Source organism: Sphingomonas sp. G5, from assembly GCF_052660795.1.
Window position 1 is genome coordinate 466,811 of sequence record NZ_CP109660.1, and the last position, 22,688, is coordinate 489,498.

Below are 22,688 nucleotides of genomic sequence, written 5' to 3' on the forward strand. Positions count from 1 at the left end.
GCGGCACGCGGGGCGGACGGTTGATATACAGGGAGCATGCCCGTGCGCACTCCCGATCCCGAACCCGACGACAACGGCGACGAGCGCGAGTCGCTCTCGGCGTCTTTCTCCGGCGCGCAGAAGGGTCCGAACCCGAACCCGGGCTGGCTCAGCGAGGTCGAGCTCGCCGAGGCGCGACGCCGTCTTCCCATGCTCTACGTCGAAGCCCTGCCCGTTCGCACCGACGGCATGGGCGCGGTGACCCAGGTCGGCATCCTGCTCCGGGCCACGCCCCTCGGCGAGATGACCCGCACGCTCGTCTCGGGCCGGGTCCGCTACGGCGAGACCGTGCGCGACGCGCTGTTCCGTCACCTCGAGAACGACCTCGGCCCCATGGCCTTCCCGCTGCTGCCGCCCTCGCCGACGCCGTTCACGGTGGCGGAGTACTTCCCGCTTCCCGGTGTCAGCGCCTTCCACGACGACCGGCAGCATGCCGTCGCCCTCGCCTTCGTGGTCCCGGTGACCGGTACCTGCGAGCCGCGTCAAGATGCGCTCGAGGTCACGTGGCTGTCTCCCGAGGAGGCGGCATCCGATGCCCTCTCCGACGAGATGGAGGGCGGCCGCGGCACCCTCATCCGTCAAGCGCTGGCCTCGGTGGGTGCACTGCGCTGAGGCTCCTTCCCCGCGGGGTCGATAGCGGATTCATCCCCCGCACCGTTGCCGCTGTCGGTGGCCCTGTCTAGGGTCGAGGAATGGCGCATCCTTCCCCGGAACCCCTGTCCCTCCCGCACGATCTCGACGGGTGGAAGAGCTTCGCGGCCGATCGTCCCGCCGAACGCCTCCAGCGTGTGGCGGCGATCGACGCGCGACTCGTCGACGAACCCGAGCTGTCTCTGCAGGAGCGCCTCGCCCTGTGGAACGAGGCCGACATCGCGCTCGCCGAGGCCGCGGCTCCCTCGCACCTGATCAGCGAATCGCACCCGGATGCCGAGGTGCGCGACGCCGCCGAGAAGCAGGCGCAGGCCGTCGACGCGGTGCAGTCGCGGCGCGTTCTCGACCGAGGGCTGTGGGAGGTCTTCGCGGATGCCGACCCGTCGGGCCTCGCGCCCGATGAGCGGCGCTTCCTCGAGCAGGTGCGTCGCGACTTCCGTCGGGGCGGCGTGAATCTCCCCGATGCCGAGCGCGAGCGCGTCCGCGCACTCACCGATCGCGACACCGAGCTCTCGCTGGTCTTCTCTCGCAATATCCGGGAGGGCCGGCGAGAGGTGCGCGTCCCCGCGGCGTCGCTCGACGGCCTGCCCGCGGATTTCCTCGCCGAACACCCCTCCGACGCCGAGGGGATGGTCACCCTCACGACCGAGTACACCGACCTCATGCCGGTTCGGGAACACGCGCGGAATCGCGGGGTCCGGCACGAGCTCATGGGGGTGTACAACGACCTCGCGTGGCCGGTGAACGAGCCCGTCCTCGCCGAGCTGCTCGCGGTGCGCGCGGAGCGGGCCACCCTCCTGGGTTACGGCGACTGGGCCGATTACGAGACCGAGACGCGCATGATCGGTTCGAGCGCGGCCGTGCGCGCGTTCCTCGATCGCGTCGCCGACGCGGTCGCCCCGGCGGCGGCCGACGAATACGATCGCGTGCTCGCGCGCCTGCGTCGCGACGACCCCGACGCCGACGCGGTGACGATCGCCGACTTCTGGTACGTCCTCGGCGCCCTCAAGCGCGAAGAATACGACGTCGACGCGCAGCTCGTCCGGTCGTACTTCCGCTTCGATCGCGTGCTCGAGGGCGTGCTCAACACCACCGGACGCCTGCTCGACGTGCGGTACATCCCGGTCGACGCGCCCTCGTGGCACGATGACGTCCGCAGCTACGACGTGGTCCGCGGCGACGATCGACTCGGGCGCATCCACCTCGACCTGCACCCGCGCGACGGCAAGTACAACCACGCGGCGTGCTTCGGGCTGGCCCCGGGCATCGCCGGTCGGTCGATGCCCGAGTCCGTGCTGCTCTGCAACTTCTCGCGAGGACTTTTGGAGCACGACGAGGTCGTGACCTTCTTCCACGAGTTCGGTCACCTCGTGCACGACATCCTCGGCGGTCACCAGAGGTGGGCGCGTTGGACGGGCGTCGCGACCGAGTGGGACTTCGTCGAGGCCCCGAGCCAGCTCCTCGAAGAGTGGGCGTGGGATGCCGAGGCGCTTGCGTCCTTCGCCGTGAACGACGCCGGGGAGCCGATCCCCGCCGATCTCGTCGCCCGCATGCGCACTGCCGACGCCTTCGGCCGGGGCCTCGAGGTCACGCGTCAGCTCGGCCACGCGACGACCTCGTATCGTCTGCACGTGGACCGGCCGGACGACCTCGCCACCGCCGTCGACGGGTACTACCGGGCCGCCAGCCCGATCGCCCCGCTCGAGGGGGCGCACTCGTACGCCGGTTTCGGTCATCTCACCGGGTACGGCGCGTGCTACTACACGTATCAGTGGAGTCTCGTGATCGCCCGCGACCTTCTCTCCGCGTTCGGCGACGACCTGTTCGACGTCGAGACGGCCACCCGCTACCGGCGCGAGATCCTCGAGCCCGGCGGAACGCGCGACGCCCGCGACCTTGTGAAGTCGTTCCTCGGTCGTGAGTCGACGTTCGACGCGTACCGCGACTGGCTCGCCGGAGCCTGACGACGACGAAGGGCCGCGGCATCCCGATCCGGATGCCGCGGCCCTCTCGACCCGCGCAGGGTCAGGTGGTCGTCTCTCGTGCGATCGCGGCGACGAACGCGTCGATGTCGGCCTCGGTCGTGTCGAACGAGCACATCCATCGCACCTCGCGGCGCAGCTCGTCCCAGTCGTAGAAGCGGAAGCTCTGTCGAAGCCGGTCGGCGACCCCGGTGGGCAGCGTCGCGAAGACGCCGTTCGCCTGGGTGGGCTGGGTGAACTCGACGCCGTGGATCGACCCGTCCGCGAGACCGGTCTCGATGCCGGCGCGCAGGCGCTGCGCCATGGCGTTGGAGTGCCGGGCGTTGCGCAGCCACAGGTCGTTCTCGAGCAACGCGACCAGCTGTGCCGAGACGAAGCGCATCTTGCTGGACAGCTGCATGTCGAGCTTGCGCAGGTAGGTCAGGCCGGTGGACGCCTCGGGATCGAGCACGACGATGGCCTCGCCGATCATGGCGCCGTTCTTGGTGCCGCCGAAGCTCAGGACATCGACGCCCGCATCGCGGGTGAAGGCGCGCAAGGGCACGTCGAGGGCGGCGGCGGCGTTGGCGATGCGCGCACCGTCCATGTGCAGGCGCATGCCGTGTCCGTGGGCGTGGGTCGCGAGCTCGCGGATCTCCTCGACGCTGTAGAGAGTCCCGAGTTCCGTCGACTGGGTGATCGAGACGACCAGCGGCTGTGCGCGGTGTTCATCCCCCCAGCCCCAGGCCTCGCGGTCGACGAGTTCGGGGGTGAGCTTCCCATCGTCGGTGGGAACGGTGAGCAGTTTGATCCCACCCACCCGCTCGGGCGCTCCGCCCTCATCGACGTTGATGTGAGCGGTGGATGCCGAGATCACGGCGCCCCAACGGGGGAGCATCGACTGCAGCCCCACGACGTTGGCGCCCGTGCCGTTGAACACCGGGTAGGCCTCGACCCCCTCGCCGAGGAGCGAGACGAACAGCTCCTGCAGGCGGGCGGTGTAGACGTCCTCGCCGTAGGCGACCTGGTGGCCGTCGTTGGCGGCGGCGATCGCGGCGAGCACGTCGGGGTGGATTCCTGAGTAGTTGTCGGAGGCGAATCCGCGCACCGAGGAGTCGTGGAGGGTGGTCACTGTTCCAGCGTAACGACCGCCGGACGCGCCCCCTCCTCCCCCGCGAGGGATCTTCGCGCTTCGTCCCCTTTCCGCCCCCGCCCGGCGCTCGGGTGTCGGTGGGGGCGGGGAGAATGGCGGAGTGCACATGGACCCCGAGGCGCTCAGCATCGCCGGTGAGATCTTCTCTCCGGCGGCCATGGCGCGCGCCGACCGGCTCCTCGTCTACGGCTCGGTCGAGGTCGGCGACGTCACGACGTCCGACGGTGTTCTCGTCGTGTCGGCGCAGTCGTTCGGCTCGGCGGGGTACGAGCACCTCGAACTGCGCGTGCCCGCCGATCTCACGCGCGTCTCGGGCTGGTGCTCCTGCGGGCGCGGTCCCGAGTGCGAGCACTCGTGCGCGGCGGCGGTGCTGCTCTTCGACCGCGTGATCTCGGCGGGTCGCCCCCCGCGTCCCGAGTGGCAGCGCACCCTCGACGAATTGCTGACGGTCACCGCGGGGGGCCACGACGAGCCCCCGGTCGATCTGTGCCTGTTCCTCGCCATCCGCCGGGGCGGGGGCCACGGCCGCAGCACCGCCCTGACGCTCACGGCACGGCCCGGCATGAGGGGTACGCGCGGCACGTGGATCAAGGGGCGCGCGGGCTGGTCGGGGCTGCCTCTGCTGTCCGCGGATCCGCGCGCACGTGCAGCGCTCGACAGCCTGGGTCGCCTCGGTCGCTCCGGTAACGGAGCCTTCCTCTCCGACGAGTGGATGCCGCTCTCCGCCGTCCCCCCGCACTCGCTCTGGATGCAGCTCGAGGCCGTCGTCGCCGCGGGGGTGCCGCTCGTGGCGGCTTCTGGGGCGCACCACCCCGTGCAGATCCTCGAGGGGGCGATGACCGCCGCGGTCGCCGTCGACCGCCGCGGCTCGGCCCTCCACGTCCGCGGGATCGTCGAGGGGCTCGCCGACGAAGTCGTCTCCCTGCCGTCGTGGGTGGTGGGTGATCCCGCCGTAGCGGTGGCCTTCGTGGCGGACCGAGACGGTGACGACGAACGCTTCACCCTTGCGCGGCTCGCGACCCCGGTGACCGGTGCCGTCCGCGGGCTGCTGGCGCGTACCGGCGCGCTCGCGATCGACGGGGGGTCCGACACCTTCCTCCGCGACTACCTGCCGCGTCTGCAGCTCGAGGCGCCCGTGGTGTCGCCGAAGGGCACGATCGACCTGCCGCCGCCGCCGCGTCCCGTCCTGGAGCTCTCCGTCGACCACCGGGCCGGGCGCGCTTGCGTCGCCGTGCGGTGGGATCGGTCGTCGACCAACGGGCGGCGCGACGAGGCGCACGAGGTGTTCACCTGGGAGGCCGTGGCGGCCATCGCGACCGAACTGCGCATCGAGCTCCCGCAGCCATTCCCCGCGGGCTCCACTCCGCCGCGCCTCTGGGCTCCCGCGGAGGCGGCGATCTTCGTCGTCGAGGCGATGCCGCGCCTGCAGGCTCTCGAGAACGTCCGGGTGACCGTGGCCGACGAGGCCGTGCCCTACCGCGCCGCTGCCGAACCGGCCTCCGTCGAGCTGCGTACCGGCGACGACGATGGCAGCGACTGGTTCGACCTGCACGCGCGTGTCACCGTGGGCGACACCGAGGTCGACTTCTCCGAGCTCTACACCGCGCTCGTCGTCGGCGATCGTGCCCTCTTCCTGCCAGACGGCTCCTATGTCCGGCTCGACACCCCCGCCTTCGACCGATTGCGCGCCGTCATCGACGAGGCGCGAACGCTCGCCGACCGCCCTGACGGTGAGCTGAAGCTCAACCGCTACAACGTCGGCCTCTGGGAGGACCTGTCCGACCTGGGGCTGCTCGCGGCGCAGGAGGCCGAGTGGTGGCTTCGCGTCCGCGGCCTCACCGACGAAGCTGCCATCGCCCCCGTGCCGTCCCCCGAGGGACTGCGCGCCACGCTGCGCGATTATCAGCGCGCGGGCCTGGATTGGCTGCACTTCCTCCGCACGCAGGGTCTCGGGGGAGTCCTCGCCGATGACATGGGGCTCGGCAAGACCGTGCAGACGATCGCGATGATGGAGGTTGCCCGAGAGGCCGATCCCCGGATGGCGCCGTTCCTGATCGTGGCACCGACGAGTGTGGTCGGCAACTGGGCGCGCGAATGCGCCGCCTTCGCCCCGGGGCTCCGGGTGGTCACTGTCACCTCCACACAGTCGAGGCGTTCGATCCCCGTCGCCGAGGCGGCCGACGGCGCACACGTCGTGGTGACCAGTTACGCCCTGTTCCGCCTGGAGCAGGCGCAGTACGCCGAGGTCGAATGGTCGGGACTCGTGCTCGACGAGGCCCAGCAGATCAAGAACCCCTCGTCGCGCGGCTACCGTGCTGCTCGGGCGCTGTCGGTGCCTTTCACCCTCGTCATCACGGGCACGCCGATGGAGAACAATCTCCTCGAGCTCTGGGCTCTCATCTCGCTCGTCGCCCCGGGCCTCCTGGGTACCCGCGAGTCGTTCACCGCGATGTACCGAACCCCCATCGAGAAGCACTCGGACGGTGCGCGTCTCGACCTCCTCCGCCGACGCATCCGGCCGTTCCTGCTCCGGCGCACGAAAGAGCTCGTCGCCGCAGAGCTGCCCTCGAAGCAGGAGACCGTGGTCGAGGTGACCCTGCATCCGACCCATCGCACGCTGTACGACCGACGCTTCCATCGCGAGCGCCAACGGCTCCTCGGCCTGCTCGACGATGCAGACGGGAACCGCTTCGCGATCTTCCGTTCCCTGACGATGCTGCGCCAGCTCGCTCTCGACCCCGCGCTCGTCGACGAGGGGGAGGCTCCCTCCGCCAAACTCGACGCCCTGGTAGAACTCGTGACCGAGGCCGCCGCCGAGGGGCACCGCGTCCTCGTCCTGAGCCAGTTCACGCGCTTCCTCCGCTCCGCTCGCGACAGGTGCACCGAGGCGGGCCTGCCGTCCTGCTACCTCGACGGCGCCACCACGCACCGGCAGGCCGAGATCGACCGCTTCCGCCAGGGCGACGATCCCGCGTTCTTCATCTCTCTGAAGGCCGGCGGGGTCGGCCTCAACCTGGTCGAGGCCGACTACGTGGTGCTGCTCGACCCGTGGTGGAATCCAGCGGTCGAAGACCAGGCGATCGACCGCGCGCACCGCATCGGGCAGACCCGGCCCGTGATCGTGTACCGCCTCGTCGCGGCCGACACCATCGAAGAGAAAGTCGTCACCCTGCGCGAGACGAAAGCCGAGCTCTTCTCCCGTGTGCTCGACGGGGGCGAGGGAGAGGCCTTCGGTGGAGCGACCCGCCTGACGGCGGCCGACATCCGGAGCCTCATCGACTGACGCCCGCCCTCGACCTGGATCGCCCCGGAGCCTCGCGGGCACCGCCCGCCCGATCCGCCTCTGGCCAATGTCGGACCCCCGGTCTACCGTGGCGCTATGTCCGAGGTCCCGGTTCCCGCTGCCACGCCCGCCGCGGTCGCGTCTGCCGGGCGCCGCACCTTCCTGGCGGTGCTCGTCAACACGGCCGCGGCCAACGTGACGACGAGCTTCCTGTGGTTCGCCCTCACGTTCTGGGTCTACCTCGAGACCCGCTCCGTCCTCGCCACCGGCATCGTCGGCGGTGCGTACATGCTGCTGCTCGCCGTGTTCGCGATGGTGTTCGGCTCGCTCGTCGACCGCCATCGCAAACACCGGGTCATGGTGGTCTCCGGCTTCGTGACGCTCGTGGCATTCCTGCTGGCCGGAGCGCTCTGGCTGGCGTTCCCCGAGGCCGCGCTCCTCGACCTCGGCGGACCGTGGTTCTGGCTCTTCGCGGGCGTCATCCTCGCCGGGGCCGTGGTCGAGAACCTGCGCAACATCGCCCTGTCGACGACGGTGACGCTTCTCGTTCCCGTCGAGCGTCACGCCAACGCGAATGGTCTGGTCGGCACGGTGCAGGGGCTCGCGTTCGTCGTGACGAGCGTGTTCAGCGGACTGTCGGTCGGGTTCCTGGGCATGGGGTGGACGCTGGCCATCGCCCTGGTGCTGACCGCGCTCGCCCTCGCGCACCTGTCGACGATCCGCATCCCCGAGCAACGCCCCGCGGTCGGGGAGGGTGCCGGTCCCGTCGTCGACCTCCGGGGGGCGATCCGAGCAGTGCGCCGCGCCCCCGGCCTCTTCGCCCTGATCGTCTTCTCGACGTTCAACAACCTCATCGGCGGCGTCTACATGGCGCTCATGGACCCCTACGGTCTCGAGATGTTCGACGTGAAGGTCTGGGGCATCGTCCTCGGGGTCACCGCGACCGGTTTCATCATCGGCGGCGGCCTGGTCGCGAAGTTCGGACTCGGTAAGAACCCCATCCGCACCATGCTCTGGATCGTCATCGCGATGGGGGCGCTGGGTGCGGTGTTCACCCTCCGCGAATGGTGGTGGCTCTATGCACTCGGCATCTGGGTGTACATGGCCCTCATCCCTCCGGTCGAGGCGGCCGAGCAGACGGTCATCCAGAAGGTCGTCCCCTTCGAGACCCAGGGGCGCGTCTTCGGTTTCGCCGCCGCGTTCGAATCGGCCGCGGCGCCGGTGACCTCGTTCCTCATCGCGCCGATCGCGCAGTTCGTGGTCATCCCGTACATGGACGCCCAGAGCGGCCGCTCGACGTGGGGCTGGCTGCTCGGCGAAGGAGAATCCCGCGGCATCGCGCTGGTCTTCGCCGTCGCAGGTGTCGTGATGGTGATCGCGGCGGCGCTGGCTTTCCTCACGCGCTCGTATCGCACGCTCTCCCGGCAGTACCGGACGTCCGAGGTCGACGTCGAGGCGGGGTCGGCCTAAGCGCTCGCGCCGATCTCGATGACGACGTCGTTGACGTCCGCGGCGTCGTCGTCCCACAGAGCGACGACGGCGGATGCCAACGCCTCCTCGAGGCCGTCGAGGCTCCGCACCCGGAAGATGACGCCGGCGGCCGACAGGTCGCGCCCCGCATCGCGCGCGGACTTCGCGTACCCCTGCGCGACGGCTCGCGTCCACGCTTCGCTCGCGGCTTTCACCGCGGCGTAGTTCGCGCCACCGGCGAGGGGTCGCGCGACGGCGGTCGACGAGACGATCGCGAGACGCCCGGCATCCGAGGCGCGGAGGTCGTCGTCGAAACTGCGGCTGACGTTCCGCAGCGCCGTGAACGACCTCAGCAGCGCGGCGAAGTCCTCGTCGCTCTGCCCGGCGAGCCCCCCTCCACCGCGCCAGCCGCCGACGAGGTGGACCACGCCGTCGACGTTCCCGTGCGCGGAATGCACGCGGTCCCGCAGAGCCGACACGGCGGCCGGTTCGGTCAGGTCGCACTCCTCGATCGCGGTCCCGGGCGCGGAGTCGGCGGCGTCCCGCAGACGACCGGCATCCGAGCCGACGATGACAACTCGCCCCCCGGCCGCGACGAGAGCGCGCGCGCAGGCCCGGCCGGCCGCACTCGTTCCGCCCGCGAGAAGGACGAGCCTCCCGCGCACGAGTCTCTGCGGATCGACCGCGGATTCGGTGATCACCTCGCTCATCGCCGGCGTCAGTCGGTCCCGCGGATGCCCTCGGTCGACGCGATCACCGGTCGCATCTTCTTCTCCAGCGCCTCGAAGAACATCGACAGCGGGAATTCGTCGTCGAGCACCGCGTCGGTGTACCCCTTCGGCAGACCCGCGAGCACCTCGTCTGACAACCCGCGGGCCCACACCGAGGCGGGGTGGGTCGTGACGACCGAGCTCACGAGGTCGTAGGCGGCGAGCCAGTGGGCGACCTTGGGGCGATCGATCGAGCGCCAGTACAGCTCGTCGATGGCGTCGGCGAGGGCGATGACCGCGGCGGGCACGTCGGCCCAGTCGAAGGCGAGGGACGTGTCGGTCCAGTGCAGCACGCGGCGCTGATGCAGCCACGCGAACAGCAGCTGTCCGCCGAGGCCGTCGTAGTTGCGCACGCGCGAGCCGGTGATCGCGAAGCGGAAGATGCGGTCGAAGATCACGGCGTACTGCACGAGCTCGGCGTGTTCGAGCATCGCCGTCTCTGCGGCGTCGAGGTCGTCGCGGGCGGCGAGGCGCGCCTGGAGCGACACGCACTCGCGGAACGCGGTGAGATCGCACCGCAGCTCCTCGAGCGAGTACAGGAAGAACGGCATCCGCTGTTTGATCATGAACGGGTCGAACGGCAGGTCGCCGCGCATGTGCGTGCGGTCGTGGATGAGGTCCCACATGACGAAGGTGCGCTCGGCGAGGTCCTGATCGTCGAGTAGGCGCGCGGCGGCGGCGGGGAGCTCGAGCTTCGTGATCTCCGCGGCGGCGCGGGTGACGCGGCGGTAGCGCGCGGCCTCGCGGTCCTGGAAGATCGCGCCCCACGTGAAGGTGGGGATCTCGCGCATCGCGACGGTCTCGGGGAACAGCACGGCCGAGTTGGTGTCGTATCCCGAGGTGAAGTCGATCAGACGCAGCGAGACGAACAGGCGGTTGGTGTACTCGGTCTCCAGTCGGGCGATGAACTCCGGCCAGATCGCTTCGACGAGCACGGCCTCGACGTGCCGGTTGCTCGAGCCGTTCTGCGTGTACATCGGGAAGACCACGAGATGCCGGATGCCGTCGACGCGATGCTCTTGCGGCTGGAAGGCGACCAGGGAGTCCAGGAAGTCGGGAACGCCGAGACCGTCGTCGCGCCAGCGACGGAAGTCGACGACGGATGCCGCGAGGTAAGCCTGATCGTGCGGGAAGAGGGGCGCGAGGGCCTCGATCGCGCTCGTTATGTTCTCGATCAGCGGCGCGGCCGCGGCGGTGTCCTCGATGGACCCGTCCTTGATCTGCAGGTCCTGGAGAGCGGCGGCGGCGTTCTTGAGCTGGGCCCACGCGGGGGTCTGCTCCACCGTCTCGACGCCGTGACCGGCGATCAGATCGTCGGCGGCACGGGTGGGCGTGGCGATGGTCATGGCATCCTCCGTTCATCAGGTGTAAATATTCCTGCTGAAAATGGATACTAACGGAAATCTTACGGATTACGCCAGAGTGCTTCCGGAGCCCGCTGGTACTGTCGAGCCCATGACAGAGGCTTCCTCCCGCGCCCCTCGCCTCGAGGACTCCGTCGACGCGGCGATCGTCCGTGAGATCTCTCTCGACGCGCGCGCCACGCTGTCCCACCTCTCTGAGCGCGTCGGCCTCTCGGTCTCGGCCGTCCAGTCCCGGCTGCGCCGGCTCGAGGCCCGGGGAATCGTGAAGGGCTACCGCCCGATCCTCGACGCCGAGGCATTGGGGCGGCCGCTCGCGGCATTCGTCGAGATCACGCCACTCGACCCGGCGCAGCCCGACAACGCTCCCGAACTGCTCGCTCACCTGACGCCGATCGAAGCCTGCCACTCCATCGCGGGCGAGGCGGCGTACATGCTCTTCGTCCGTGTGCCGACGCCGCGCGACCTCGAGGAGCTCATCCGTGACATCCGCGCCGCGGCCCAGGTGAACACCCGCACGACCGTAGTTCTTCAGACCTTCTTCGAGGCGCGGCCGATCGAGCCGGCCGATTTCCCGGCCTGACCCCCACCTCGAGGCGCCGTCCGGCCTGCGCACGACGACTGACCCGGATACATCCTCGGACGGATGCCGAGCCCCCGTCTCCCGCGTAGCGTGGCCGTGATGTTCGCTCTCCGCCCGCTCACCCGCTATCAGCTGGTCACCGACCTCGGCATCGCGGTGGTCTTCTTCCTGCTGTCGATCGCCATCGAGCTCGTCGCGAGCGCCACCCCGGTCGACGGCGTCTCAGCGTTCTTCGTCGCCCTCGCCTTTGCGAGCGCCGTGGGATTGCGGCGCCTGCACCCGGGTCTCGCCCTCTGGATCGCGTGGGCGGCCGCCCTCGTGCAGATGGGCTTCGGCCGGCAGCCGTCTCCCTCCGACCTCGCCATCTTCGCGGTGCTGTACACGACGGCCGCCTACGGTACGCGTCGCGTGTTCTGGTTCGGATTCGGCTCGGCGATCGTCGGAGCGGCCCTGGTGCCCATCTACCTCGTGGGTCGTGGGTTGCAGGCGCCGCCGAACGGCAACGACTGGTTCGCGGTCATCGCCCTGTTCCTCGCCGCGGGCTTCGCCCTCCTGCTGGCCTGGGTCTCGGGCGCCCTCGTCCGCACCGCCATGCGGGCGTCGGCGAACAGCCGCGCCCAGCGCGCCGCCGAGGCCGAGACGATCGCCGAGCAGGAGCGCGTGCGCATCGCCCGCGACATGCACGACGTCGTGGCCCACTCTCTGGCGGTCGTCATCGCGCAGGCCGACGGCGCCCGCTACGCCGCGGCATCCGATCCCCGGGCCACCTCCGAGGCGCTCACGACGATCTCGTCGACCGCGCGCGCGGCCCTCGCCGACGTACGGCTGCTCCTCACGCAGCTCCGGCATTCCCAGGCCGAGGGGCCGCAGCCCACCCTCGCCGACCTCGAGGTCCTGTTCCAGCGCATGCGCGCGGCGGGCGTCGACCTCGAGGTCGCGGTCGACCCGCTGCCGCCCGGCGAGCCTCCGGCGGTCATCCAGCTCGCGGTGTACCGCATCATGCAGGAGGCGCTGACGAACGCCCTGCGCCACGGCGTCGACCCCCGCGTGCGCGTCCATCTGGCCTGGTGGCCCGACCGCGTCGTGGTCTCGGTGCGAAATGCCCGCGCCACGGCATCCGTCCCCGCTCTTCCCAGCACCGCCCCCGGCGGTCACGGCCTCATCGGCATGCGCGAGCGCGCGCAGCTCGTCGGGGGACACCTGACGGCGGGACCCGAGTACGGCGAATTCGTCGTCCGCGCCACCCTTCCGATCGGCGCGCCGCTGTGAGCGCGCGTCGGACCGAGCAGAGTGGATGCCGAGCCACCCCCGACCCGCGAGAGGAGCCGTCGTCATGACCGCCCCCGTCCGCATCGTCCTCGTCGACGATCAAGCCCTGTTCCGCGCCGGCATCCGGATGGTGATCGATTCCCAGCCCGACCTCGAAGTGGTGGGGGAGGCCTCGGACGGACGCGAGGGCATCGAGGTCGTCCGTGCCACGCGCCCCGACCTCGTGCTCATGGATGTGCGCATGCCGGTCATGGACGGGCTCGCGGCGACCGCCGAGATCCTGCGCGAGCCCGACGCTCCGCGCGTGGTGGTGCTGACGACGTTCGACCTCGACGAGGCTGCGGCCAGGGCCATCCAGGGTGGGGCGAGCGGCTTCCTCCTGAAGGACTCCGAGCCCGAATTCCTCCTGTCGGCGGTGCGCACCGTCCACGCGGGTTCCGCGGTCATCGCCGCCGAAGCCACGCGAGAGCTCTTCGCACACATCGCCGACGGCGGCGCGGGGGAGCCGGTGCCGCCCTCCTATGGCGCGCTCACCGATCGCGAGCGGGAGATCTTCACCCTCGCGGCCGCGGGACTCAGCAACGCCGAGATCGCCGAGCGCGAGTTCCTGTCCGAGGCCACGGTGAAGACGCACATCAGTCGCATCCTGACCAAACTCGCCCTGCGCGATCGCGTACAGCTCGTCGTCTTCGCCTACCGGCACGGCCTCGCCTGAGGCGCCGCGGGTCAGTCGGCGTCGGCTTCGGGGTCGTGCGCCCACGTGGGGGCGAGGGCCTTGATGCGCAGAGCCCGCCACTGCCAGGTCGCCCAGAGCGCTGGCCACATCGCGGGAGCCGCGGCCCCGCCGATCGTCAGGCGCTCGCGCCAGAGTGTGCGTCCCGGCTCGCCGGGGGCCTCCGACACCGCCATCTGGTGATCCCACACGTCGAGGACCGAGAGCGGCCCGGTCAGGGGCACGCCCCAGTCGCGGAAGACGCGCACGCGCCCGTGCTCGTCGGTCGTTTCGCGGTCGGCGACCGAGATCAGCTGACGCCCGACCGGCAGCAGCCCCGCGACGCTCATCTGCACGGGCACGTCGTCGCCCGACGCGAACGAGGTCGGCATCTCGCCGAGGGCCTCGACCTCGAGCAGGGGGCCGTACAGCTCCGCCACCGCGCGCGGGGAGTGCAGGGCGCGCCAGGCGGCATCCGGGTCGCAGTCGATGACGAACTTCAGCAGGATGCGCATGACCTCGATCGTGCCCGATCCCGGCGATCCGTGCGCACGGCTTGACGCGGGGCGTCGGTTCCGGGCGTTTTACGATCGAGGGATGCCGTCTTCTCCCGCCCTCGCTCAGTCCGACTACCAGGTGCGTCTGGACTGGGGTCGCTCGGGGCTGGAGCGCCTGGCCCCGGCCCCCGTCGTGATCGTCGTGCAGACACTGGGGCTGTCGCTGCGCGCGCTGGACGCGACCGAGAGCGGCGAGACCATGATCCTCGAGGGTGACCCGACCGGGGAGCTCGCGCTCGCCGCCGGTCGCGAGGGCGCTCACGTCGTCGTCGGCGGGCTGCGCAACGCCGCCGCCGTGGCCGCCCACGTCCTCGAGGTGCAGCGCACGCGCGGCGAGCGCACCGGCATCTCGATCATCGCCGCCGGTTCTCCCGATGCCGACGGCCTCCGCTTCGCGGTCGAGGATCTTCTCGGAGCGGGCGCCGTGGTCGCCGCTCTCGGCGACCTGGGGATCGACCACGCCTCTCCCGATGCCGCGGTGGCGGGCGAGGGGTTCCGGGCTCTCGCGGGCGCCGCGCGGCACCTGCTGACGGCCAGCGGAACCGGACGCGCGCTCGCCGCCGTCGGGGCACGCGAGGCGGTGCTGTCGGCGGCCGCGCGCGATGCGGCATCCGTCGTCCCGATCGTCCGCGACGGCTCCATCGTCACCGTCTGAGCCCCTCTATCGGGGCGTCGATGCCGCCAGACGCGTCGCACGGGTGATGTCGCGATGCACCCACGACAGGGCGAAGCGCGGGTCGAACGACGGCGCGCATTTCGCGCACGAGGTGGGTCGGGTGGCGCGACGGTGCCGGTACGCCACGTGCCCCGCCGGGCACGTGCCCACCCAGGGGGCCAGTTCGTTCGCGGTCTCCCCGGCGTGGGTCGTTCCGCCGACGTAACCGAGTTCGCGCGCCGTGCGCTTCCAGACCGGACCGTGACCGGCCGCCGCCCCCGCGACGGCGTGCGCGACCTCGTGCAGGAGCGTCTGATGGTTGGTGTCGTCGTCGTAGCGCGCAGACAGGTAGCGCGAGACGCTGATGCGCTTGCGGCCGTAGTCGCACAGGCCCGCGCGCCGCTTGGCGTTGTCGAAGGCGAACGTCCACGACTCATCGAGGTGCAGGGCGATCAACGCCTCGGCCCAGATGCGTACGCGCTGCAGGTCGGACATGAGCGGAAGCCTAGGAGGGACCCCCGACACTCAGCTCGCGACGACCTCGCGCGTGCGCCGACGTTCCGCGGCGTCGATCGCGAGCAGGGTCGACTCGAGCTGGGCATCGGTGGCACCCGCGTTCTGACGCAGGAACAGCGCCTGCTTGAAGTCGCGGCGCGCGGCGTCGTAGTCGCCCTCGTCGTAATGCACTTTGCCGCGGTGCTGGAGCGCGAAGGCGGCGATGCTCGCCCAGCCCTGACCCTCGGCCTCCTCGGCGCACATCGTGAGTTCTTGCTCAGCGGCGGCGTAGGCCCCGCGGCACTGCATGATCGTGGCGTGCAGAATCCGCGCGCGCAGCAGATCGCGACGGGTGCCGGCCATGCGAGCGACGCGCACCGACTGCTCCGAGACGGCGAGCGCCTCGTCGAAGCGATCGAGCACCTTGAGGAGCCAGACCCGCTCGAGCAGGGCGTGGAGGCTGCGCTGGGAGCCGATCTCCTCGAGACGCTCCGCGCACTCGCGGGAGTCGGTGACCTCGCGCAAGGTGTCGGGGTCGTACCCGTGGATGTAGCTCACCTTCGCTCCTCTCGTTCCGGCAGGACTTCCAGTCTGCGCCGCCCGGGCGTCGAGCGTCGCAGCGCCACGCGGTCGTGGGGTGAAGACGCGGCGATCATCTCTCGAAGAGGGATGCCGAGGGCTTCGGCGACGCGGTCGCGTCGGCGTCGGTGGCCGCCCTCGCCCCGCGCATGAACTCCTCGATCTCGGCGCCCTGGGCGACCTTCGCCGGGTGGGGCCCGGCCGCCATGAGGCGTGGGAGCCACTCGACCGGCAGCGGGGCGGCGGACGCGGCGACGACGAGGTTGCCGAATCGGCGCCCCTTGAGCACCTGCACCTCGGCGAGGACGATGACCTCGGGCAGCACCTCGCGGATCGTGGCGACCTGACGGCGGGCGAAGGCGAGCCCCGGTCCGTCCGAGACGTTGACCAGCAGCACGCCGTCGGCCGCGAGCATCGCCGCCGCCTCCCGATAGAACTCCACGGTCGTCAGGTGGGCCGGGGTCTGGGCGCCGGAGTAGACGTCGCTGACGAGCAGATCGACCGCGCCGGAGAGCCCCGCCGGCAGCTTGGAGAGCCCCGCCCGCGCGTCGCCGATGCGCACGCGCACCGAGGCGCCGCGCGGCAGTGGCAGGTTCTCACGCACGAGATCCCACAGTGCCGGTTCGAGTTCGATGACCTGCTGGCGTGAGCCCGGTCGGGTCGCTTCGACGTAGCGCGGCAGGGTGAGCGCGCCCGCGCCGAGGTGGACCGCGGTGAGAGGCTGTCCCGGCATCCGGAGACGATCGATCACGGCGCCCATGCGCGCCACGTACTCGAAGTGCAGGTGCGTCGGATCGTCGAGGTCGACGTGCGACTGGGGCGTGCCGTCGACCACGAGCTCCCACCCCGAGACGAACCCCGAGGGCGAGATGCGCGCGAGGGTGCCGTCCGACAACCGCGCGGTGGGGGCGTCGTCGGGTTCGATGCGCATGCGGGCCATGTCCCCCACGCTAGGCCCTCCGGGCGGCGGTACCGTGGCCGCATGCGGGTGGATCTCAACGCCGACCTGGGCGAGACCGTCGACGGGATGCCGACGGCCGACGACGACGCCATGTTCGCGGTGATCTCGAGCGCGAACGTGGCCTGCGGCGGGCACGCGGGGGATGCCGCCTCGATGCGCGCCTCGGTCGAGAGGGCGATCCGCTTTGGGGTCGCCGTCGGCGCCCACCCCTCGTACGACGACCGCGAGAACTTCGGTCGCGTCGCCCGCTCGCCCGAGCCCGGCGAGCTCCGCGCGAGCGTGACGGCTCAACTGTCCGCTCTCGTCGCGGCCGGCGCCGATCTGCGCTACGTGAAACCGCACGGGGCGCTCTACCACGCGGTCACCGCCGACCCCCGCCAGGCCGAGGCGGTCGCGTCAGCGGTGGCGGACCACTCCGCTCGGGTCGGACGCGCTCTGCCGATCCTCGGACTATCCGGCGCGATCGCCGAGGCGGCGGCATGCGCGGGACTTCCCTTCGTGCAGGAAGCGTTTCTCGACCGGGGGTACACGGCGCGGGGCGGCCTGGTTCCGCGCGGCGAACCGGGCGACCTCGTCCGCGACCCCGAGACGGTCGCCGACCGCGCCCTGCGACTCGTCCACGACGGAGAGGTCGACACCGTCGACGGAGCGCGTGTGTCCGTCGACGCCGCCTCGTTGTGTCTGCACGGAGACACCCCGGCCGCCGTCGCCATGGCGCGCGCGGTCCGCGCAGCACTCGACGGAGCCGGCATCGAGGTGCGCGCACCGTGGTGACGCCGCCGGACGCAGCGGTCGTCTTGAGGACGATGGGGGAGAGGGCCGTGCTCGCCGAGGTCGCCGACCTCGCTGTCGTCGTCCGCCTGCATGCGGCGCTCGCCGCGGACCCGCCGGTCGGGATCGAGGATCTCGTGCCCGCCGCCCGAACAGTTCTGGTGTGCTTCGACCCCGCGCGGATCGCCGCAGCATCCGTTCGCTCGTGGATCCGCTCGGCGGCCGAGAGGCCCACCGACGACCCGGAACCCGGACCGCTCGTGGAAGTCCCCCTGCGCTACGACGGCGTCGATCTCGACGACACGGCCGCACTCCTCGGCATCCCCGCCGCCGATCTCGTCTCGCGCCACGCGGCGGCGGAATGGTCGGTCGCTTTCACCGGCTTCGCGCCGGGGTTCGCCTACCTCGTGAGCGCGCACTGGCCCTTCGACGTGCCCCGACTCGACCAGCCGCGGACGCGGGTGCCCGCGGGCGCGGTCGGGCTCGCCGCCGGCTTCACGGGCGCGTATCCCCGCGAGACCCCGGGTGGCTGGCGCCTGATCGCCTCGACCGATGCGGTTCTCTTCGATCCGGATGCCACCCACCCGGTGCTGCTGCCCCCTCGAGCCCGCGTGCGGTTCGTCCCCGAGCGATCGCGGGTCGAGGTGCCGAGGGCCCCGGACGCGCCGGCTGCTCCCCGGAGCGCGACGAGGGGTGCCGTCGACTCTCCGCCGGCGCCGGCGCCGGCGACCCTCGCCCGAGACGACGCTCGCCCTGCGCTGCGGATTCTCGACCCGGGCGCCGCGACCACCGTGCAAGACCTGGGTCGCCCGCACCGCGCCGCCCTCGGGGTCGCCCGCTCGGGAGCACTCGACCGCGTCGCGCTGCGCACCGCCAACCGGCTGGTCGGCAACGACGAGGGGACGGCGGGGCTCGAGATCCTGCTCGGCGGCTGGCATGCCCGCGCCGAGACGGACACGTGGGTGTGCGTGACCGGGGCGCTCCTCGAGGTGCGGGTCGACGAGGTTCCGGTCGATCTCTACGCACCCCTTCTCGTCCCTGCCGGGAGCGAGCTGTCCATCGGGGTCGCGCGGCTGGGTCTGCGCAGCTACCTGGCCGTCCGCGGCGGCGTCGAGGGGGCCGCGGTGATGCACTCGCGCGCCCGCGACTCGCTCGCGGGTCTCGGCCCCGCCCCGCTGCGCACCGGGGACCTCGTGCGGGCCGGGGTGCCGGCATCCGCCATTCCCTCCGTCGACGTCTTCCCCTGGACCGTTCCGCCCTCGACGATCGACGTCGCTCTCGCCGAGGGCCCGCGCGCCGACTGGTTCGCCCCGCGCGCCCTGGCGACGCTCTTCGCCGAGCCCTGGACCGTCTCGGCCGACCTCGACCGCGTCGGCATCCGTCTCGACGGCCCCGTCCTCGAACGGATCCGCCCCGGGGAACTGCCGAGCGAGGGAATGACGCCCGGAGCGCTGCAGGTTCCCCCGCACGGCCGGCCGGTCGTGCTGCTCGCCGACGGGCCCGTGACCGGCGGGTACCCGGTGATCGCGGTGGCGACGGAGGCCGGGACCTCGGCGCTCGCTCAGGCGCGGCCGGGCGATACCGTGTGCTTCCGGCGCGCCTGACGGGGACACCGAGGGGAATCTCGAACGAGCGCACGCGGTTATACCGCAGGTCCGAGAACGCGTCAAGAATCGGACTGGACACGGCGAGTCCTCCCGCGTATGCTTGGACTTTGCGCTCCTCGATTCCCCCTGCCCTCATATGGTGGTCGGCTGAGCCTGTCCGTCCCCGCTTCACCGCGGTGTGCGACGTGCAGGTTATCGGGGCAGGAACGCACTCCACCTGACGACAAGGAATCACGAGCCCCTCGCCCGGGCTTCTGGAGGTTATTCCCTTGGCTGCTGCGAGCAACGCATCCACCACCACCACCCCGAAGAGCGGACGCGGCGCATCTCGCCTCTCGTTCGCGAAGATCTCCGACAAGCTGACCGTTCCCGATCTGCTCGCGCTGCAGACCGAGTCGTTCGACTGGCTCGTCGGTAACGACGCATGGAAGGCGCGTGTCGCCGAGGCTCAGGCCGCCGGTCGTACCGACGTCCCCGAGATCAGCGGACTCGAGGAGATCTTCGAGGAGATCTCGCCGATCGAGGACCTGAGCGAGACCATGCAGCTCTCGTTCACCAACCCCTACCTCGAGCCCGAGAAGTACTCGATCGAAGAGTGCAAGGAGCGCGGCAAGACCTACGCCGCCCCGCTGTACGTCGAGGCCGAGTTCATGAACCACCAGACCGGTGAGATCAAGACCCAGACGGTCTTCATGGGCGACTTCCCGCTCCAGACCAACAAGGGCACGTTCATCATCAACGGCACCGAGCGTGTCGTCGTGTCGCAGCTCGTGCGTTCGCCCGGTGTCTACTTCGACAAGACGCCCGACAAGACCTCCGACAAGGACATCGTGTCGGCGCGCGTCATCCCCTCGCGCGGTGCCTGGCTCGAGTTCGAGATCGACAAGCGCGATCAGGTCGGCGTGCGCATCGACCGCAAGCGCAAGCAGTCGGTCACCGTGTTCCTCAAGGCCCTCGGCCTGACCAGCGAGGACATCCTCGCGGAGTTCTCCGGCTTCGACTCCATCGAAGAGACGCTGTCCAAGGACACGATCCTCACGAAGGAAGACGCCCTCCGCGACATCTACCGCAAGCTCCGTCCGGGCGAGCAGGTCGCGGCCGAGGCCGCCCGTGCGCTGCTCGACAACTTCTACTTCAACTCGAAGCGCTACGACCTCGCCAAGGTGGGTCGTTACAAGATCAACCAGAAGCTCGGTCTCGACAAGCCGCTGAGCGACTCGGTGCTGACGGTCGACGACATCGTCGCCACGATCAAGTACCTCGTGCGCCTGCACCGCGGCGACGTCACCTTCGACGGCGTCCGTGGCGGCAAAGCTGCCGAGATCCGTCTCGACACCGACGACATCGACAACTTCGGCAACCGCCGCATCCGTGCCGTCGGCGAACTGATCCAGAACCAGGTCCGCACCGGTCTGTCCCGTATGGAGCGCGTCGTCCGCGAGCGCATGACCACGCAGGACATCGAGGCGATCACGCCCCAGACCCTGATCAACGTGCGCCCCGTCGTCGCCGCGATCAAGGAGTTCTTCGGCACCTCGCAGCTGTCGCAGTTCATGGACCAGAACAACCCGCTCGCGGGTCTGACCCACAAGCGCCGACTGTCGGCTCTGGGTCCCGGCGGTCTGTCGCGTGAGCGCGCCGGCGTCGAGGTCCGTGACGTCCACCCCTCGCACTACGGCCGCATGTGCCCGATCGAGACGCCGGAAGGCCCGAACATCGGCCTGATCGGTTCGCTCGCCTCGTTCGCCCGCATCAACGCGTTCGGCTTCATCGAGACGCCGTACCGTCGCGTCGTCGACGGCCGCGTGACCGACCAGATCGACTACCTCACGGCCAGCGAAGAGAGCGACCACATCGTCGCTCAGGCCGGTGTCGCCCTGCAGGCCGACGGCCACTTCGTGGAAGACCGCATCCTGGCCCGCCGTGGTCAGGGTGGCGAGGTCGACCTGTTCCCGAACGACGAGATCGGCTACATGGACGTCTCGCCGCGCCAGATGGTGTCGGTGGCGACCTCGCTCATCCCGTTCCTCGAGCACGACGACGCCAACCGCGCCCTCATGGGTGCGAACATGCAGCGTCAGGCCGTGCCGCTCGTGCGCAGCGAGTCGCCCGTCGTCGGTACCGGTATGGAGGGCTTCGCGGCCATCGATGCCGGTGACGTGGTCACCGCCGAGAAGTCCGGTGTCGTCCTGGAGGTCTCGGCTGACGTCGTGACGATCCAGCTCGACGAGGGCGGCACGCAGGACTACTTCCTGCGCAAGTTCGACCGTTCGAACCAGGGCACCTCGTACAACCAGCGCGTGGTCGTCTCGGCCGGTGAGCGCATCGAGGCCGGCGAGGTCATCGCCGACGGTCCCGCGACCGAGAACGGCGAGCTCGCCCTCGGCAAGAACCTCCTCGTGGCGTTCATGACCTGGGAAGGCCACAACTTCGAGGACGCGATCATCCTCAGCCAGGACCTCGTGAAGGACGACACGCTGTCGTCGATCCACATCGAGGAGTACGAGGTCGACGCGCGCGACACGAAGCTCGGCAAGGAGGAGATCACCCGTGACCTCCCCAACGTCAGCCCCGACCTGCTGAAGGACCTCGACGACCGCGGCATCATCCGCATCGGTGCCGAGGTTCGTCCCGGCGACATCCTCGTCGGCAAGGTCACGCCCAAGGGCGAGACCGAGCTGAGCGCCGAGGAGCGCCTGCTCCGCGCGATCTTCAACGAGAAGAGCCGCGAAGTCCGCGACACCTCGCTGAAGGTGCCCCACGGCGAGCAGGGCACGATCATCGCCGTCAAGGAGTTCAACGCCGAAGACGGCGACGACGAGCTCGGCTCGGGCGTCAACCGTCGCGTCGTGGTCTACATCGCCCAGAAGCGCAAGATCACCGAGGGCGACAAGCTCGCCGGCCGCCACGGCAACAAGGGTGTCATCGCCAAGATCCTCCCGATCGAGGACATGCCCTTCCTGTCCGACGGCACGCCGGTCGACATCATCCTCAACCCGCTCGGTATCCCCGGTCGAATGAACTTCGGCCAGGTTCTGGAGCTCCACCTCGGCTGGATCGCCCAGCAGGGCTGGAAGGTCGAGGGCACCCCCGAATGGGCCGCCAACCTCCCCGAGGTCGCTCGCGAGGCCGCCCCCGGTACGAAGGTCGCCACCCCGGTGTTCGACGGCGCGTTCGAGGCCGAGATCGCGGGTCTGCTCGACTCGACGATCCCGAACCGCGACGGCGACCGTCTGGTCGACTCCACGGGTAAGACGCTGCTGTTCGACGGTCGCTCCGGCGAGCCGTTCCCGGCGCCCATCTCGGTCGGCTACATGTACATCCTGAAGCTGCACCACCTCGTCGACGACAAGATCCACGCGCGTTCGACGGGGCCGTACTCGATGATCACCCAGCAGCCGCTCGGTGGTAAGGCGCAGTTCGGTGGTCAGCGCTTCGGCGAGATGGAAGTGTGGGCGCTCGAGGCCTACGGTGCCGCGTACGCGCTGCAGGAGCTCCTCACGATCAAGTCCGACGACATCCTCGGCCGCGTCAAGGTGTACGAGGCCATCGTCAAGGGCGAGAACATCCAGGAGCCCGGCATCCCCGAGTCGTTCAAGGTGCTCATGAAGGAGATGCAGTCGCTCTGCCTGAACGTCGAGGTCCTCTCGGCCGACGGCACCGCGGTGAATCTCCGCGACACGGATGACGACGCCTTCCGCGCCGCGGAAGAGCTCGGCATCAACATCTCCAGCCGCTTCGAGTCCTCGTCGATCGACGAGATCTGAGCTTCCAGCTCAGCGACCCAGCTCAGATTTCAGAGAATTCCGAC

Annotated in this window: 18 protein-coding genes; 11 read left to right on the top strand and 7 right to left on the bottom strand. The window is 70.4% G+C overall.

The features are described 5' to 3' along the window. Positions 1–36 precede the first annotated feature (36 nt). Both NE358_RS02215 and NE358_RS02220 read left to right on the top strand, forming a co-directional pair. On the top strand, positions 37–651 hold the full coding sequence (locus tag NE358_RS02215; protein WP_103206812.1) for an NUDIX hydrolase family protein: 615 nt from the start codon (positions 37–39) through the stop codon (positions 649–651). An 80-nt stretch (positions 652–731) separates the two neighbouring features. Then, positions 732–2,654 carry a M3 family metallopeptidase gene (locus NE358_RS02220; protein WP_289940965.1) on the top strand — a complete coding sequence of 641 codons (1,923 nt, stop codon included), beginning with the start codon at positions 732–734 and terminating at the stop codon, positions 2,652–2,654. A gap of 61 nt (positions 2,655–2,715) precedes the next feature. Here the strand turns inward: NE358_RS02220 and NE358_RS02225 are convergent, their stop codons facing one another. Continuing rightward, positions 2,716–3,783 (bottom strand): threonine aldolase family protein, encoded by a 1,068-nt coding sequence (locus NE358_RS02225; RefSeq protein ID WP_289940968.1) that lies wholly within the window; start codon positions 3,781–3,783, stop codon positions 2,716–2,718. A 127-nt stretch (positions 3,784–3,910) separates the two neighbouring features. Here NE358_RS02225 and NE358_RS02230 point away from each other — a divergent pair, with 127 nt between their 5' ends. Then, the gene (locus tag NE358_RS02230; RefSeq protein ID WP_289942640.1) at positions 3,911–7,087 is read left to right on the top strand and encodes a DEAD/DEAH box helicase; all 3,177 of its coding nucleotides are present in this window, start codon (positions 3,911–3,913) and stop codon (positions 7,085–7,087) included. 96 nt (positions 7,088–7,183) lie between these two features. Beyond that, positions 7,184–8,557, top strand: coding sequence for an MFS transporter (locus NE358_RS02235; protein ID WP_289940971.1), 1,374 nt, complete (start codon positions 7,184–7,186; stop codon positions 8,555–8,557). Here NE358_RS02235 and NE358_RS02240 read toward each other — a convergent pair. Together NE358_RS02240 and NE358_RS02245 are read right to left on the bottom strand one after the other, a co-directional pair. Then, a complete protein-coding gene (locus tag NE358_RS02240; RefSeq protein WP_438803436.1) occupies positions 8,554–9,258 on the bottom strand; it encodes an SDR family NAD(P)-dependent oxidoreductase in 705 nt (234 codons plus the stop codon). The two genes, NE358_RS02235 and NE358_RS02240, sit on opposite strands and share 4 nt — an antisense overlap. Before the next feature lie 17 nt (positions 9,259–9,275). Next, positions 9,276–10,673: a DUF6421 family protein gene (locus tag NE358_RS02245; protein ID WP_289940973.1), complete on the bottom strand. Its 1,398-nt coding sequence runs from the start codon at positions 10,671–10,673 to the stop codon at positions 9,276–9,278. Positions 10,674–10,782: 109 nt separating this feature from the next. On the opposite strand from NE358_RS02245, the gene NE358_RS02250 reads away from it, so the two are divergent. The 3 genes from NE358_RS02250 (at position 10,783) to NE358_RS02260 (ending at position 13,255) form a co-directional block, all read left to right on the top strand. Next, positions 10,783–11,271 (top strand): Lrp/AsnC family transcriptional regulator, encoded by a 489-nt coding sequence (locus tag NE358_RS02250; protein ID WP_103206806.1) that lies wholly within the window; start codon positions 10,783–10,785, stop codon positions 11,269–11,271. A gap of 99 nt (positions 11,272–11,370) precedes the next feature. Further along, on the top strand, positions 11,371–12,540 hold the full coding sequence (locus tag NE358_RS02255; RefSeq protein WP_289940975.1) for a sensor histidine kinase: 1,170 nt from the start codon (positions 11,371–11,373) through the stop codon (positions 12,538–12,540). 64 nt (positions 12,541–12,604) lie between these two features. Beyond that, complete coding sequence (locus NE358_RS02260; protein ID WP_103206804.1) at positions 12,605–13,255, top strand: response regulator; 651 nt, start codon at positions 12,605–12,607, stop codon at positions 13,253–13,255. A gap of 11 nt (positions 13,256–13,266) precedes the next feature. On the opposite strand, the gene NE358_RS02265 is transcribed toward NE358_RS02260, so the two are convergent. After that, positions 13,267–13,767, bottom strand: a complete 501-nt coding sequence (locus NE358_RS02265) for a hypothetical protein (protein WP_141376603.1) — start codon at positions 13,765–13,767, stop codon at positions 13,267–13,269. Positions 13,768–13,849: 82 nt separating this feature from the next. Here NE358_RS02265 and NE358_RS02270 point away from each other — a divergent pair, with 82 nt between their 5' ends. After that, positions 13,850–14,464 (top strand): 2-phosphosulfolactate phosphatase, encoded by a 615-nt coding sequence (locus tag NE358_RS02270; RefSeq protein WP_289940978.1) that lies wholly within the window; start codon positions 13,850–13,852, stop codon positions 14,462–14,464. A gap of 6 nt (positions 14,465–14,470) precedes the next feature. Here NE358_RS02270 and NE358_RS02275 read toward each other — a convergent pair whose 3' ends face one another. The 3 genes from NE358_RS02275 to NE358_RS02285 all read right to left on the bottom strand — a co-directional run bounded on the left by NE358_RS02275 (position 14,471) and on the right by NE358_RS02285 (position 16,478). Further along, positions 14,471–14,959, bottom strand: a complete 489-nt coding sequence (locus NE358_RS02275) for a SprT-like domain-containing protein (protein WP_103206801.1) — start codon at positions 14,957–14,959, stop codon at positions 14,471–14,473. A gap of 30 nt (positions 14,960–14,989) precedes the next feature. Then, entirely contained in the window at positions 14,990–15,517 is a 528-nt protein-coding gene (locus tag NE358_RS02280) for a tetratricopeptide repeat protein (RefSeq protein ID WP_103206800.1), read from the bottom strand. A gap of 94 nt (positions 15,518–15,611) precedes the next feature. Further along, the gene (locus NE358_RS02285; protein ID WP_289940983.1) at positions 15,612–16,478 is read right to left on the bottom strand and encodes a spermidine synthase; all 867 of its coding nucleotides are present in this window, start codon (positions 16,476–16,478) and stop codon (positions 15,612–15,614) included. Positions 16,479–16,520: 42 nt separating this feature from the next. Here NE358_RS02285 and NE358_RS02290 point away from each other — a divergent pair, with 42 nt between their 5' ends. From NE358_RS02290 to rpoB, 3 genes are all read left to right on the top strand, one after another. Then, a complete protein-coding gene (locus NE358_RS02290; protein WP_289940985.1) occupies positions 16,521–17,273 on the top strand; it encodes a 5-oxoprolinase subunit PxpA in 753 nt (250 codons plus the stop codon). A gap of 32 nt (positions 17,274–17,305) precedes the next feature. Continuing rightward, positions 17,306–18,874: a 5-oxoprolinase subunit B/C family protein gene (locus NE358_RS02295; RefSeq protein WP_289940988.1), complete on the top strand. Its 1,569-nt coding sequence runs from the start codon at positions 17,306–17,308 to the stop codon at positions 18,872–18,874. Between the two features lie 272 nt (positions 18,875–19,146). Continuing rightward, positions 19,147–22,644, top strand: a complete 3,498-nt coding sequence (gene rpoB, locus NE358_RS02300; protein WP_103206797.1) for a DNA-directed RNA polymerase subunit beta — start codon at positions 19,147–19,149, stop codon at positions 22,642–22,644. The last annotated feature ends 44 nt before the right edge of the window (positions 22,645–22,688 follow it).

Excerpts from the sequence above, each read along its gene's own strand:
- NE358_RS02230 (WP_289942640.1), top strand. The coding sequence starts at position 3,911 with ATGGACCCCGAGGCGCTCAGCATCGCCGGTGAGATCTTCTCTCCGGCG.
- NE358_RS02220 (WP_289940965.1), top strand. The coding sequence starts at position 732 with ATGGCGCATCCTTCCCCGGAACCCCTGTCCCTCCCGCACGATCTCGAC.
- NE358_RS02215 (WP_103206812.1), top strand. The coding sequence starts at position 37 with ATGCCCGTGCGCACTCCCGATCCCGAACCCGACGACAACGGCGACGAG.
- NE358_RS02265 (WP_141376603.1), bottom strand. The coding sequence starts at position 13,767 with ATGCGCATCCTGCTGAAGTTCGTCATCGACTGCGACCCGGATGCCGCC.
- NE358_RS02255 (WP_289940975.1), top strand. The coding sequence starts at position 11,371 with ATGTTCGCTCTCCGCCCGCTCACCCGCTATCAGCTGGTCACCGACCTC.
- NE358_RS02290 (WP_289940985.1), top strand. The coding sequence starts at position 16,521 with ATGCGGGTGGATCTCAACGCCGACCTGGGCGAGACCGTCGACGGGATG.
- NE358_RS02270 (WP_289940978.1), top strand. The coding sequence starts at position 13,850 with ATGCCGTCTTCTCCCGCCCTCGCTCAGTCCGACTACCAGGTGCGTCTG.
- NE358_RS02285 (WP_289940983.1), bottom strand. The coding sequence starts at position 16,478 with ATGGCCCGCATGCGCATCGAACCCGACGACGCCCCCACCGCGCGGTTG.
- NE358_RS02235 (WP_289940971.1), top strand. The coding sequence starts at position 7,184 with ATGTCCGAGGTCCCGGTTCCCGCTGCCACGCCCGCCGCGGTCGCGTCT.
- NE358_RS02250 (WP_103206806.1), top strand. The coding sequence starts at position 10,783 with ATGACAGAGGCTTCCTCCCGCGCCCCTCGCCTCGAGGACTCCGTCGAC.
- NE358_RS02245 (WP_289940973.1), bottom strand. The coding sequence starts at position 10,673 with ATGACCATCGCCACGCCCACCCGTGCCGCCGACGATCTGATCGCCGGT.
- NE358_RS02260 (WP_103206804.1), top strand. The coding sequence starts at position 12,605 with ATGACCGCCCCCGTCCGCATCGTCCTCGTCGACGATCAAGCCCTGTTC.
- NE358_RS02295 (WP_289940988.1), top strand. The coding sequence starts at position 17,306 with ATGGGGGAGAGGGCCGTGCTCGCCGAGGTCGCCGACCTCGCTGTCGTC.
- NE358_RS02275 (WP_103206801.1), bottom strand. The coding sequence starts at position 14,959 with ATGTCCGACCTGCAGCGCGTACGCATCTGGGCCGAGGCGTTGATCGCC.